Raw genomic sequence first — 13,003 nt, 5'->3', positions numbered from 1 at the left:
CAACACCCAACCCAAAAGGAAAGGTTTCATGGCAAACAAGCTCTCTGTCGCATTTATCGGCACCGGAATCATGGGTGCCCCCATCGCCGGCCACATCCTGGATGCTGGCTATCCTGTCACGGTCAACAACCGCACCAAGTCCAAGGCCGCCGCGCTTATCGAGCGCGGTGCCGCCTGGGCCAATACGCCGGCAGATGCCGTGGCTAACGCCGATGTCGTCTTTACCATGGTGGGCTATCCCTCCGAGGTCGAGGAGCTCTACCTGGCGGGCGACGGCCTGCTCGCGTGCACCAAGCCGGGCGCGGTCTTGATCGACCTCACCACGAGCTCGCCCGAGCTCGCCCGTGACATTGCCGAGGCCGCCCAGGTTTCTGGTCGCATGGCGTTTGACTGCCCCGTCACCGGCGGCGAGTCTGGTGCTATCGCCGGCACGCTTACGGCTATCGTGGGCGCCACCGAGAACGACATCGCGCCGGTCCGCGACATCCTTGCCACCTTCGCGGCCAACATCTGCTGCTTCGACGGCGCCGGCAAGGGCCAGGCTGCCAAGCTCGCCAACCAGGTGTCGCTGGGCGCCTGCATGGTCGGCATGGCAGACGCCATGGCATTTGCCGAGCTGAGCGGCCTTGACCTGGAGAAGACCCGCCAGATGATCCTGGGCGGTACCGGCAAGTCCGGCGCCATGGAGAGCCTGGCGCCCAAGGCATTCGACGGCGACTACAAGCCCGGCTTTATGGTCGAGCATTTCATTAAGGACCTGCGCTTGGCGCTCGCCTATGCCGACGACCGCGAGCTTGCGCTGCCCGGCGCCGACGTGGCCTTTACGCTCTACGACATGCTCGACGCCATCGGTGGTGCCAAGCTGGGCACCCAGGCCATCACGGTCCTCTATAAGGAGGAGGCCGACGCCATCGCCGCCGGTCTGGACTGGTCGAAGTATCGTCCCGAGGAACACGGTGCTCACGAGGAAGGCTGCGGTTGCGGCGAGCATGGTGACGACCGCGAGTGCGGTTGCGGACACCACCACGGCGAGGACCACGAGTGCTGCGGCGGCCATGCCCATGACGACGGTCACGAGTGCTGCTGCGGCCACCATCACGGGGAGTAGCGCCCATGAGCTGGACGTTCGTGGTGCTTGCGCTGGTGCTCTTTCTCTTTGCGATATACATCGGCTTTCTGTGCGGCCAGTGGGCGTGCGAAAAGCGCGTCATCACCAAGCGCGACTACTGGATCGCCAACTTTGCGGGAGCGGCGGCAGTCGTCCTGCTGACCTGGGTGTTCTCGCTGTTCCCGCTGGTGCAGTTTGCGCCGATCGGCTGGCTCGGCGGCTTTATCGCCGGCCTTAAGATGAGCTTTGGCGAGTCCGTCGGCCCGTGGCGCAAGCACGACGAGGTCTTTAACGTCAACAAGGCTCACCGCGCCGCCGCCGACGCGGGCGATGCCGAGGAACGCCGCCGTGCACGTCGCAATGGCGCGGCCGACCGACAGCTCATCTCGGTCACCGATGACAGCAAGGGTGCTGGCAAGCATGCTAAGAAATAGTAAGAAGAGGTAACTATGGCAGAAAATAAAGACGAACAGCTCACCGACGAGGAGCTGGCACAGCTCCAGCTGGCAGAGGAGAACGAGAACGCCGTCGACCGCCTGGTCCAGGAGCTCGGCTGCCCCACGCGCCGCATCCGCCAGTTTGCCGCCCGCGTGCTGCACCTGCTTGCCGAGCGCGATCCGCAGCGCGTCGTGCCCTGCGTACCCGCGCTGATCGAGGCGCTCGACCGCCCCGAGGCGCAGACCCGCTGGGAGGCCCTCGATGCCCTGACGGCGCTCGCCACCACCTGCCCCGAGCAGTTGGGCGATGCCTTTGAGGGCGCCGAGACCGCACTGTTCGACGAGATCTCCTCCACGCTGCGCTATGCCGCCTTCCGCCTGCTGTGCGTGTGGGGTGCCACGAGCGTCGAGCGTTCGCGCGAGGCTTGGCCCATCCTGGACGAGGCCATCCAGTGCTACCACGGCGACCTCGAGTATCGCGACATGCTCGGTTGCCTGTACGAGTTTTGCCAGGGCGAGATCGACGCCGAGGTTGCCGAGAAGCTCGCGCTGCGCCTTAAGTTCGATGCCGAGAACGGTAAGGGCAGCTATCTCAAGGCCCGTTCGAGCGAGATTTGCGAAATGCTTGTTAAACGTTTTGGCCTGGATCTCTCCAAAAAGAAGAAGCGTGCTAGCGTTAAAAAATCTGACGACGCCGAAGACGAGGAGTAACAGATTATGGCGCACGATGTAGTCCTGATTCCCGGTGACGGCATCGGTCCCGAGATTACGCAGGCCATGCGCCGCGTGGTCGAGGCCACCGGTGTCCAGATCAATTGGAACGTCCAGGAGGCCGGCGCCGGCGTCATGGACGAGTTTGGCACGCCGCTGCCCCAGCACGTGCTCGACGCGGTCGCCGAGACTAAGGTTGCCATCAAGGGCCCCATCACCACGCCGGTCGGCACGGGTTTCCGCAGCGTTAACGTGGCCCTGCGCAAGCACTTTGACCTGTATGCCTGCGTGCGTCCCTGTCTGTCGCAGCCGGGCGACGGCTCGCGTTTCCGCGACGTCGACCTGGTCATCGTGCGCGAGAACACCGAGGACCTCTATGCCGGCATCGAGTTCGACGAGGGCGCAGCCGAGGTCGAGGAGCTCTCGCAGCTTGTCGAGCGTTCGGGCCAAAAGACATTCGCCGCCGATTCCGCCATCTCGATCAAGCCCATCTCTATCGCCAAGAGCCGCCGTATTGTGGAGTACGCCTTTGAGTATGCCCGCCGCTGCGGCCGCAAAAAGGTGACGGCCGTGCACAAGGCCAATATCATGAAGGCGACCGACGGCCTGTTCCTGCGCGTTGCGCGCGAGGTGGCCGCGGGCTATCCCGATATCGAGTTCAACGACAAGATCGTCGACGCCACCTGCATGGGCCTGGTCCAGAACCCCAACGACTTCGATGTTCTGGTGCTGCCCAACCTGTACGGCGACATCGTGAGCGACCTGTGCGCCGGCCTGGTGGGTGGTCTGGGCATGGCCCCCGGCTCCAACATCGGTGCCGACTGCGCCATCTTCGAGGCAACGCACGGCTCCGCGCCCGATATCGCGGGCCAGGATATCGCCAACCCCACGGCCGAGATCCTTTCTGCTGCGATGATGCTCGACCACTTGGGCGAGAACGATGCTGCCAATCGCATTCGTGCCGCCGTATCTGCCACGCTCGACGAGGGCGAGCAGGTTACCGGTGACGTGCGTCGTGCCCAGACCGGCTCCGTTGAGGGCGCTGTGGGCACGCAGGCCTTTGCCGATGCCGTTATCGCGCACCTGGCCTAAGGCATGCAGACTGCAAACGCCTAAATAGTACTTAAGTGTTTGCGTATAACCTAAGAATCAATACGCCCGGCGCCTCGTCGGGCGTATTCTATTGAAGACTATGTTTCCTAACAAGGAGTAACTGATATGGGTCTGATTCAAAAGAAGGACGAGAAGGACGAGATCGACGGCATCCAGATCATCGAGCGCGGCGAAGGCCCCGACGGTGATGAGGACGAGAAGATCGACCTGGTCGCCGGTACGTCTGCCGAGCACATTGCTGCCGGCACGACCGCCGAGGAGGAGGACGCCCGACTGGAGGCTCAGATTGCCGCGGATGCCGCTGACGAGAATCTGATGCCCGAGGCCCAGGATGAGGACGAAACTGACGCCGACGCGGACGACCATGCATCCAAGCACAAGAAGACGATGATCGCCGCCTTTGTGGTCGCTGTCGTGATCGCTGCTGTGGTCGGCTTTTTTATCGGCAACGGCGGCTTTGGCGGCAAGGGTGTCGGTTCGTCGACCCTGACCGAGGACCAGCTCGATTCGACCGTGGCAAGCTATAGTTATAACGGCAAGAAGAGCGACATCACCGCGCGCGAGGCCATCGAGAGCCAGTACAGCCTCGATACCGTCAAGGATAGCAACGGCAACTACACCGCCCCCTCTGCCGACGTCATCCTGTCTTACGTGCGCAACAAGATTCTGCTCGATGCTGCCGAGGACGAGGGCATTACCGTCTCCTCTAAGGAGATGAAGAAGTACGCCGAGGATTCCATCGGCACCTCCGACTACAAGACCATGGCAAAACAGTACGGCGTGTCCAAGGATCAGGCCAAGCAGATCGTCCGCCAGTCCGCGACGCTGCAAGAGCTCTACAAGAAGAAGGTGGGCGATGCTTCCGCGAGCATGCCGACCGCTCCGACCGAGCCTTCTGACGGCAACGAGGACACCGCGAGCAAGGACTACGCCGATTACATCATCAACCTTGCCGGCGACGAGTGGGATAGCGAGAAGGGCACCTGGAAGGACGCCGATGGCACCTATGCTAAGGCGTTCGCCGACGATGCCTTTACGGCCGATAGCGCGACCTATAAGCAGGCCATGACCGCCTATTACACCGCCTACCAGCAGTATTCCTCGCAGGCTTCGAGCGCCAGCTCCAAGTGGACCGAGTACGCTAACGGCCTGTACGCCAAGGCCAACATCAGCATCTACGGCCTGTTCGCGTAAGGTTTGCCTGAGCTTATCGATCGCGTAGCCGAACTATCTGAATAAGCCCGCTAGAACGATATCCGTTCTAGCGGGCTATTTGCGTTTGGGCGCTGGTGGCTACATTATGCCTATTAATCTTTAAGTCCAAAGAGGTTATCGGCTTCATCGTCAGGCATATATTCCAGCACATCGCCCGGCTGGCAGTCGAGTGCCCGGCATATCGCGTCAAGAGTTGAAAAGCGCACGGCAGAAACCTTGCCCGTCTTGATACGCGACATATTGACCTGGGAGATACCCACGCGTTCCGCAAGCTCTTTGGATGAGATCTTGCGTTCGGCAAGCATGCGGTCGAGCCGCAGAATAATCATGGATTCCCCCTAGAGCAACTCGTCATCTTGTATTTGCAGGATACACCCGTACTGGAAGACGCTGGCAATCAGGCTAATAATCAGGCCTGCAAAGAGCATAGAGAGGTCGAGATGCTGGCCGCCAAGCGCATCCGTAAAGTTGCCGCCAAATCCTGAGAGTATCAGCCCCGTGACTATGGCACCAAGAAGCTTCACAGCAACGCCGCCAATAAGGAACAAATGTCCTACTTGACGTAGTATGCGGATGCATTCGAGGTCAAAGGGCCTGCCTGCCTTTTCAATGGTGGAGAAAAACCTGTATGCGCTTAGCACAATGGCAAGCGCAAGGCATGTCATCATGGCGCTCCCTATGGCAGTATGACCGTCGTGCGCGACAAGCATAAGAGGGGTCTGTTCATTGGCGCCGACGAGAGCGAGAGATGGCCCTTCGCCGGCATTAAGCTCTACGGATTGGAGGCAGAACCCTTGGGAGAGGCTAGGCAATATGAGTAGAAGCTCGATTGCAATGACTGCGAGGAGTCCCAGAGCGAGCGCTACGGCGGTGCAGATTGTGGCCCATTTGCAGATGTGAGCGAGCTTCCTCAGATCGGCTATTGCCTGTTCGCGGTTGATGGGTTCATTCGATTTGGATACGTTCCAGCGGATCATAGCTCCTCCAACCAATGTCTAGGATGATATTTAAATCTTATAACATACTTAATGATAAACGATAAACAATTACAGATTAGAGTAAGTTATGTTTGTAAGACGAATAGCGAGAGCTTATGGCATATTTAGGGAGTGAGAGTTTGGCACGTGGGGGATGGACGAGTATCGAAATTTCCCGCAACCACGCAAGTGCTTCATCGGGTCTCCCTAATTCATATGGAAAAGGAGCTGCAAACGATTGGAAATAACCGCTGAGCGGTCGAAAACTACCGTTCACCGATAATTTCTAAACTGGTTCTAACTGGTATTAAGTCAAAAAGACCAATTCACAAATCTTCACAATGACCTGCATTTTTTCTACATGCCTTTTTTGGCCACCCTGCGTTGTTTAGACACAGAAAAGGTTCCGATCTTTCGTCAAAGTATTTCGAAACGGTTTCAAAACCGCAGGTAGAAGTGTTAACGAGCGGTAAACGGTCGATTTATCGCCGTGAGCGGTGCAAAAACGTTTTATTGCGTGAATCAGCGAAAGCGACCTCTTCTGTGATGATATAGTGACAACAACACGTCACGTGGTTACTACCAGTTGAGAGACCACTGGTCTTCAAAGAACGCTTTCCAAGAAGCTTTAAGGGCGTCCGCCCGCTGGCTTCCGAAAACATCGGATTCAGATCGTACACACCTTCGGAAGGGAAATTTGAATGGTTGGCTTTATTCTTACCGGTCATGGACAGTTCGCACCCGGCCTCGCAAGCGCTATCGCTATGGTCGCCGGTGATCAGCCCGCTTTTACCGTCGTTCCTTTCGAGGGCGACCAGGCTGCTTCCTACGGTGAGGATCTCCGCGCCGCTATCACCGCCATGCGCGAGGAGTGCGATGGCGTGCTCGTCTTTACCGACCTGCTTGGTGGTACCCCGTTCAACCAGGCAATGATGATTGCCCAGGATGTCGACAACGTCGAGATTCTGACTGGCACGAACCTTCCCATGGTTATTGAGCTTCTGTTCCTCCGCGGCAACGCTACGCTCGCCGAGCTTGGCGAGCAGGCCGTGACCGTTGGCCAGACGGGCATCACCGCCCAGACGGTTGCCTCCGTCGCTGGTGCCGAGGAAGAGGATATCTTCGGTGACGAGGACGGCATCTAATGGCCGATTTCGGAGCCAGCGTCCTGAGCTCCTCGGTCGCTCTTTTAGGCCTGCTTGTCGTCATGGGCTTGATTTACACCATCTGGTCGCAAATCAACATGAAGAAGAAGCAGAAGTACTTCAAGGAGCTGCACACCGAGCTCAAGCCGGGTCAGGAGGTTCTTTTCGCCGGCGGTATCTACGGAACCGTCAAGGGCATCGAAGGCGAAAAGGTCCAGATCAAAGTCCGATCCGGTGCCGTCGTAGATGTTTCGCGTTACGCGATTCAGGAGATCGAGTAACTGTCGTCAGCAAATAACGAAAGGAAGCTGATCAACATGGCAGAACCCAACATTCTTCTTACCCGCATCGATAACCGACTGGTCCATGGTCAGGTTGCCACCCAGTGGAACTCCACCCTGGGCTCCAACCTTATCCTCGTCGCCAACGACGATGTGTCGACCAACACCATGCGCCAGAACCTCATGAAGATGGCCGCTCCCGCCGGCGTCGCTACGCGTTTCTTCTCCCTGCAGAAGACCATCGACGTCATTGGCAAGGCGAGCCCGCGCCAGAAGATCTTCATCGTGGCCGAAACACCGGAAGACGTGCTTACGCTCGTCAAGGGCGGTGTGCCTATAAAGAAGGTAAACATCGGCAACATGCACATGTCGGAAGGAAAGCGCCAAGTCGCCACCTCCGTCGCAGTTAACGACGAGGATGTCGCTGCGTTTAAAGAGCTGCAGGAATTGGGGGTGGAGTTGGAGATCAGGCGCGTTCCGAGCACGCCTGTTGAGGACACGAGCAAGCTCTTCTCGTAATCCTCGTGATCCACGTTGTCAGGATTGAAACCCTGACGTTCTGTACGTGATATCCAAAGTGCGTACATACATTTTGAAAGGAGGAGCAAGATGGAATACTCGATCATCCAGGTCGCTCTGGTCTTCATCGTCACGTTCGTCGCGGCAATCGACCAGTTCAACTTCCTCGAGTCTCTCTATCAGCCCATCGTCACCGGCGCCGTCATCGGTCTTATCCTTGGCGACCTCAACACCGGTCTTCTCGTGGGTGGTACCTATCAGCTCATGACGATCGGCAACATGCCGATCGGAGGCGCTCAGCCGCCTAACGCCGTCATCGGCGGCATCATGGCAGCCATTCTCGCTATCGCTACGGGCCTCGAGCCCAACGCGGCAGTCGGCCTTGCCATTCCGTTCGCTCTGCTTGGTCAGCTCGGCGTTACCCTGGTCTTCACGCTTATGTCGCCGCTCATGTCCTCCGCGGACAACATGGCTCACAACGCTGACACCAAGGGTATCGAGCGTCTGAACTACTTCGCCATGGCTCTGCTCGGCCTGATCTTCGCTGTCGTCGTCACCCTGTTCTTCATCGCTGGCGCCACCATCGGTCAGACCATCGCTTCCGCCATCCCGACTTGGCTGCAGACCGGTCTGTCCGCTGCAGGCGGCATGATGCGCTTCGTCGGCTTCGCCGTCCTGCTCAAGGTTATGATGAACCGCGATATGTGGGGCTTCTTCCTCATGGGCTTTGGCCTCGCGCTCATCACCGTTGCCAACGATTCGCTGGCAACCCCTGCCCTGCTCATCCTCGCTCTCATCGGCTTCGGCATCGCTTTCTGGGACTTCCAGCAGCAGACCGAGCTGAAGGGTGCAGCTGTTTCTGACGGAGGTGACTTCGAAGATGGCATCTAATGAGTATGTGATCCCGGAGCACTACGAGGATCTCACTCCTGCTCCGCAGCTCGACCAGAAGACCCTCAACAAGATGGCTTGGCGCTCCTGCTTCCTGCAGGCATCGTTCAACTACGAGCGCATGCAGGCCGCTGGCTGGCTTTACTCCATCATCCCCGGTCTGGAGAAGATCCACACCAACAAGAACGACCTCGCGGCTTCCATGAGCCACAACCTGGAGTTCTTCAACACCCACCCGTTCCTTGTCACCTTTGTTATGGGTATCGTGCTTTCGCTCGAGCAGAACAAGGTTGACATCCCCACGATCCGCGCCGTCCGCGTCGCCGCAATGGGCCCGCTCGGTGGTATCGGTGACGCCCTGTTCTGGCTGACGCTCGTGCCTATCACGGCCGGCATCACCTCCAACATGGCCATCAACGGCAACGCCGCTGCGCCGATCATCTTCCTGGTGATCTTCAACGTCGTCCAGTTCGCTCTGCGCTTCTGGCTCATGAACTGGTCCTATAAGCTTGGCACCAGCGCTATTGACGCTCTGACTGCCAACATGCAGGCCTTCACGCGTGCCGCTTCCATCATGGGCGTCTTTGTCGTCGGTTGCCTGGTCGTCACCATGGGTGGCACCCAGATCAACCTCCAGATCCCCAACGGCACCACCCGCGGCATTGCTGCCCACACGGTTGTCGTCTCCGAGGAGGAGGCCGAGAACTTCACCGGCCTCGAGGGTATTGATACCGAGACCGCTGAGGCTGGCACCATGGCCATGACCGACGCCGACGGTAACGCTCTTACCGCTTCTGATGCCGACGGCAACGCTGTCGAGTGCGGCGTCACCGATCTGGGCAACGGCATGGCGTCCGTTACCTACGGTACCGTCACCGAGGATCCGGTCAACTTCTCCGTTGCCGACACCCTCAACACCATCGTCCCGAAGCTCGTCCCGCTTATGCTTACGCTGCTGCTTTACTACATGTTCGCTAAGCACAGCTGGACCCCGACCAAGGGCATTCTCCTGCTCTTCGTCCTTGGCATCCTGGGCGCTGGCCCGCTTGGTCTCTGGCCGAGCATCTGGTAAGGCTCTAGCTTGAGGGGTGTGTCCCTACGCGGCTCACACCCCGACCCCTTAAGCCATGTGTATGTTAAAAGCCGCGTGCTCGAAAGAGCGCGCGGCTTTTGTTTTCTTAATGATTCGGGTGTTGCAGACCGATAATGCTTAACACCCTAGGTAGTTAGCCGAATTCGAGCAAAAGGGAGGATAGGATGGCGATCGGAGCGCGTAAGCAACCGCTGTACGATCAGCTGGTCGATATTCTGACCGAAAAGATTGACCATGAATATCGCGCCGGTGACATGATTCCTTCCGAGCGCGAACTTTCGGAGCGCTATGGTCTCTCGCGCACTACGGTACGCCTGGCTCTGCAGGAACTGGAGCGTTTAGGACTGGTGGTTCGGCAGCACGGTCGCGGTACCTTTGTGACCGACCGTTCGGCAAAGGCAACCAATCTTATGCAGTCCTACAGCTTTACCGAGCAGATGCGCGCGATGGGTCGTGACCCCGAGACCACGATTCTCGATTTTTGCGAGATGGAGGCCGATAAGAATCTGGCCGAGCATATGGGATTACGTATCGGTGATCGCATTTTTAAGCTCAAGCGCCTTCGTTCTGCCGACAACATGCCCATGATGGTCGAACGTAGCTATCTACCGGTTCGTCAATTTCTGTCCCTAAAGCGACCGCTGCTGGAGCGTAAGCCGCTTTACGATGTGATTGAGCAAGACTTTAAGCAAAAAATACGCGTGGCCGAAGAGGAGTTCTATGCGAGCATAGCCCGTCCCACCGATGCCCACCTTTTGGAAATCGTCGAGGGCTCGCCTGTGCTCGATTTGGTTAGGACTACGTATAACGAGTCAAACGAGGTTGTGGAGTATACGCTCTCGGTTGCTCGTGCCGATCAGTTTAAATACAAGGTTTACCACCAGCGTAGCGATTAGTGTCTGCACCGTTTCCATATGATGATTCTTTGTATTTAACTGGTTACTACCAGATAACCAACCGAAGTGTATAATTGCACGTCAGAGGATTACTTCTAGAGAGAGGTATTAGAAATGTTCGAGAAGAGTGTCGAGGAGCTCACCGAGCTCGGCGCCCAGATCACCACGGCCGAGATTGCTCAGCAGCCCGAGCTTTGGCGTGATACGCTCAACATCTATCGCGAGAACAAGGAGGCCATCGAGGCCTTTCTGGCCGAGGCTCGCGCTATGGGCGAGGGCCGTCTGTCCGTTGTCTTCACCGGTGCCGGTACGTCCGACTATGTTGGCGATACCTGCGCCCCGTATCTGCGTCACGCCGGCAACACTGATCTCTACGACTTTAAGCCCATCGCCACGACCGACATCGTGAGCGCCCCGCGCGACTTCCTGCGCGCCGAGGATCCCACGCTCGTGGTTTCCTTTGCCCGCTCTGGCAACAGCCCCGAGAGCCTTGCCGCCGTTGCCGTTGCCAAGGAGCTCGTCCACAACGTCAAGTTCCTCAACATCACCTGCGCGCCCGAGGGCAAGCTCGCCGTCGAGTCTGCCGATGATCCCAATGCGCTGACGCTGCTCATTCCGCGCGCCAACGACAAGGGCTTCGCCATGACCGGCTCCTACACCTGCATGACCCTGCTCTCTACCCTCATCTTTGACGAGGCTTCCGACGAGCAGAAGGCCGAGTGGGTCGAGACCATCGCCAAGATGGGCGAGGAGGTCATCGCTCGCGAGTCCGAGGTTGCCGACTACCTCGCTGGCGACTTCAACCGCGTGACGTACTTGGGTTCCGGCTCCTTCGGTGGCCTTGCCCAGGAGAGCCAGCTCAAGATCCTCGAGCTTGCTCACGGTCTGGTCGCTACTTCCTACGACACCTCCATGGGCTATCGTCACGGACCCAAGTCCTTCGTCGACGACAAGACCCTCGTGTTCGTGTTCGTCAACAACGACGCCTACACCCGTCAGTACGACATCGACATCCTCAACGAGATCGGTGGCGACAAGATCGCTCAGCACACCGTTGCCGTTCAGCAGGATGGCGCTACCGTCTACGAGGGCGAGTCCTTCACCTTTAAGGGCTACGAGGCGCTTCCCGAGGGCTACCTTGCTCTGCCGTTCGTGATGTTTGCTCAGGCTATCAGCCTGCTCAACTCCGTGCGCGTGGGCAACACGCCCGACACGCCGAGCCCCACCGGTACGGTCAACCGCGTGGTTAAGGGCGTGACGATTCACCCCTTCACCGCTTAATCGCGTCCCCCTGTAAGGGCGCCCGTCCGCTCATAACGGCGGGCGGGCGCTTTTTGTTTTTACATGGACCGGGTATAAGCATTACCACAGTCAACTGCTTTAGAAGCAAGGAGTGCATATGAGCACGTACGCAATTAAGGCTGACAAGTTCTTCTTGCCGGCAGGCCCGCAACTGGGCGGCTATCTTATGGTCGAGGATGGTGTTTTTGGCGCCTGGCAGGCCGACGAGCCCTCTTGCGAGATTAAGGACTACACGGGATCGTGGATCGCACCGGGTATGGTCGATACTCACATCCATGGCTTCTATAACCACTCGACTACCGATAACGACCCCGAGGGTATCGATATCAGCTCGACTGAGCTCGCTCGTCGCGGTACCACCAGCTGGCTGCCCACGACGTTCACCGATGGCGTCGAGCAGATCAAGGATGCCTGCGCCGCCATCGCCCAGGCTGACGAGGGCCGCGGCCCCGACTTCTGCGGTGCTCGCATTCAGGGCATCTACCTTGAGGGCCCCTTCTTTACCATGAAGCACGTGGGCGCGCAGAACCCCGCTTATCTTATCGATCCCTCCGAGGAGGTCTTCGACCAGTGGCAGGAGGCCGCGGGCGGTCGCATCGTTAAGAGCGCCATGGCGGCCGAGCGCGACGGTGCCGCTGCTTATGCGGCTGCTCTGAACGCCAAGGGTGTGGTGACCAGTATCGGTCACTCCGACGCCACCTACGATGAGTGCATCGCCGCCATCAACGCCGGCGCCAGCTGCTTTACGCATACCTATAACGGCCAGCGCGGGCTGCATCACCGTGAGCCCGGTGTCGTGGGCGCTGCCATGTCCACGCCCGAGACCTACGCCGAGATCATCTGTGACGGCAAGCACGTAAACCCTGCCGCCATCAAGGCGCTGCTGCAGGCAAAGGGCTGGCGGCACACGGTGCTCATCACCGACTGCCTGGGTTGCGGCGGCATGCCCGAGGGCAGCTACACCAGTGGCGGCATGGACGTCATCATGAAGGACAACCTGTGCTGGCTCGCCGACGGCAAGAGCATTGCCGGCTCGGTGCTCACGCTTGCCCAGGGCGTCAAGAACATCGTCGACTGGGGTATCGCCAGCGCCGATATCGCCATTCGCATGGCAACTGAGGTGCCGGCACGCTCCGCGCACATCGAGGATAAGTGCGGCAGCATCATGCCGGGTCGCGACGCCGACTTTGTCGTGTTCGACCATGAGCTCACCCTCATCGAGACGTATGTTGGCGGCCAGAGCGTCGGCAACGCCTTTACCGAGTAACGATAGAAAAAGACGGCGGGCCCGAATCTGCTCGGACCCGCCGTATGG

General features: G+C 58.8%; 15 protein-coding genes. 13 read left to right on the top strand and 2 right to left on the bottom strand.

Going from position 1 to position 13,003, the window contains the following annotated elements; genetic code table 11:
• The first annotated feature begins 28 nt into the window (after positions 1–28).
• The 5 genes from DW925_RS05375 (at position 29) to DW925_RS05355 (ending at position 4,563) form a co-directional block, all read left to right on the top strand.
• Positions 29–1,108: an NAD(P)-dependent oxidoreductase gene (locus DW925_RS05375; RefSeq protein WP_117790549.1), complete on the top strand. Its 1,080-nt coding sequence runs from the start codon at positions 29–31 to the stop codon at positions 1,106–1,108.
• A 5-nt stretch (positions 1,109–1,113) separates the two neighbouring features.
• Positions 1,114–1,542, top strand: a complete 429-nt coding sequence (locus tag DW925_RS05370) for a hypothetical protein (protein ID WP_055310425.1) — start codon at positions 1,114–1,116, stop codon at positions 1,540–1,542.
• A 15-nt stretch (positions 1,543–1,557) separates the two neighbouring features.
• On the top strand, positions 1,558–2,256 hold the full coding sequence (locus DW925_RS05365) for a HEAT repeat domain-containing protein (RefSeq protein ID WP_117564743.1): 699 nt from the start codon (positions 1,558–1,560) through the stop codon (positions 2,254–2,256).
• Positions 2,257–2,262: 6 nt separating this feature from the next.
• Positions 2,263–3,348 (top strand): isocitrate/isopropylmalate dehydrogenase family protein, encoded by a 1,086-nt coding sequence (locus DW925_RS05360; protein WP_117637059.1) that lies wholly within the window; start codon positions 2,263–2,265, stop codon positions 3,346–3,348.
• Between the two features lie 126 nt (positions 3,349–3,474).
• Complete coding sequence (locus tag DW925_RS05355) at positions 3,475–4,563, top strand: hypothetical protein (RefSeq protein ID WP_117790548.1); 1,089 nt, start codon at positions 3,475–3,477, stop codon at positions 4,561–4,563.
• Between the two features lie 113 nt (positions 4,564–4,676).
• Here the strand turns inward: DW925_RS05355 and DW925_RS05350 are convergent, their stop codons facing one another.
• Both DW925_RS05350 and DW925_RS05345 read right to left on the bottom strand, forming a co-directional pair.
• Positions 4,677–4,913 (bottom strand): helix-turn-helix transcriptional regulator, encoded by a 237-nt coding sequence (locus DW925_RS05350; RefSeq protein WP_117564746.1) that lies wholly within the window; start codon positions 4,911–4,913, stop codon positions 4,677–4,679.
• Positions 4,914–4,922: 9 nt separating this feature from the next.
• Positions 4,923–5,561 (bottom strand): DUF2975 domain-containing protein, encoded by a 639-nt coding sequence (locus DW925_RS05345; RefSeq protein ID WP_117583568.1) that lies wholly within the window; start codon positions 5,559–5,561, stop codon positions 4,923–4,925.
• A gap of 701 nt (positions 5,562–6,262) precedes the next feature.
• Between DW925_RS05345 and DW925_RS05340 the strand changes: the two genes are divergently transcribed.
• From DW925_RS05340 to nagA, 8 genes are all read left to right on the top strand, one after another.
• A complete protein-coding gene (locus tag DW925_RS05340; RefSeq protein ID WP_117564748.1) occupies positions 6,263–6,706 on the top strand; it encodes a PTS fructose transporter subunit IIA in 444 nt (147 codons plus the stop codon).
• A complete protein-coding gene (yajC, locus tag DW925_RS05335; RefSeq protein ID WP_117635806.1) occupies positions 6,706–6,987 on the top strand; it encodes a preprotein translocase subunit YajC in 282 nt (93 codons plus the stop codon). The genes DW925_RS05340 and yajC overlap by 1 nt, the downstream gene beginning before the upstream one ends.
• A gap of 36 nt (positions 6,988–7,023) precedes the next feature.
• Positions 7,024–7,506 carry a PTS N-acetylgalactosamine transporter subunit IIB gene (agaV, locus tag DW925_RS05330; protein WP_089572404.1) on the top strand — a complete coding sequence of 161 codons (483 nt, stop codon included), beginning with the start codon at positions 7,024–7,026 and terminating at the stop codon, positions 7,504–7,506.
• Between the two features lie 90 nt (positions 7,507–7,596).
• On the top strand, positions 7,597–8,397 hold the full coding sequence (locus tag DW925_RS05325) for a PTS sugar transporter subunit IIC (protein WP_089572403.1): 801 nt from the start codon (positions 7,597–7,599) through the stop codon (positions 8,395–8,397).
• Positions 8,387–9,469 (top strand): PTS system mannose/fructose/sorbose family transporter subunit IID, encoded by a 1,083-nt coding sequence (locus tag DW925_RS05320; protein WP_117790547.1) that lies wholly within the window; start codon positions 8,387–8,389, stop codon positions 9,467–9,469. Before DW925_RS05325 ends, DW925_RS05320 begins: the two co-directional genes overlap by 11 nt.
• Before the next feature lie 185 nt (positions 9,470–9,654).
• Complete coding sequence (locus DW925_RS05315) at positions 9,655–10,386, top strand: GntR family transcriptional regulator (protein WP_117635805.1); 732 nt, start codon at positions 9,655–9,657, stop codon at positions 10,384–10,386.
• Positions 10,387–10,500: 114 nt separating this feature from the next.
• Positions 10,501–11,667, top strand: a complete 1,167-nt coding sequence (locus DW925_RS05310; RefSeq protein WP_117640368.1) for an SIS domain-containing protein — start codon at positions 10,501–10,503, stop codon at positions 11,665–11,667.
• Positions 11,668–11,785: 118 nt separating this feature from the next.
• On the top strand, positions 11,786–12,955 hold the full coding sequence (nagA, locus tag DW925_RS05305; protein ID WP_117790546.1) for an N-acetylglucosamine-6-phosphate deacetylase: 1,170 nt from the start codon (positions 11,786–11,788) through the stop codon (positions 12,953–12,955).
• Positions 12,956–13,003 lie beyond the last annotated feature (48 nt).

Source organism: Collinsella sp. AM43-1, from assembly GCF_003467925.1.
In the GTDB taxonomy this organism is placed as follows: domain Bacteria; phylum Actinomycetota; class Coriobacteriia; order Coriobacteriales; family Coriobacteriaceae; genus Collinsella.
Note: the sequence above shows the minus strand (reverse complement) of the source record. Positions and strands in the feature narration are given on the sequence as shown.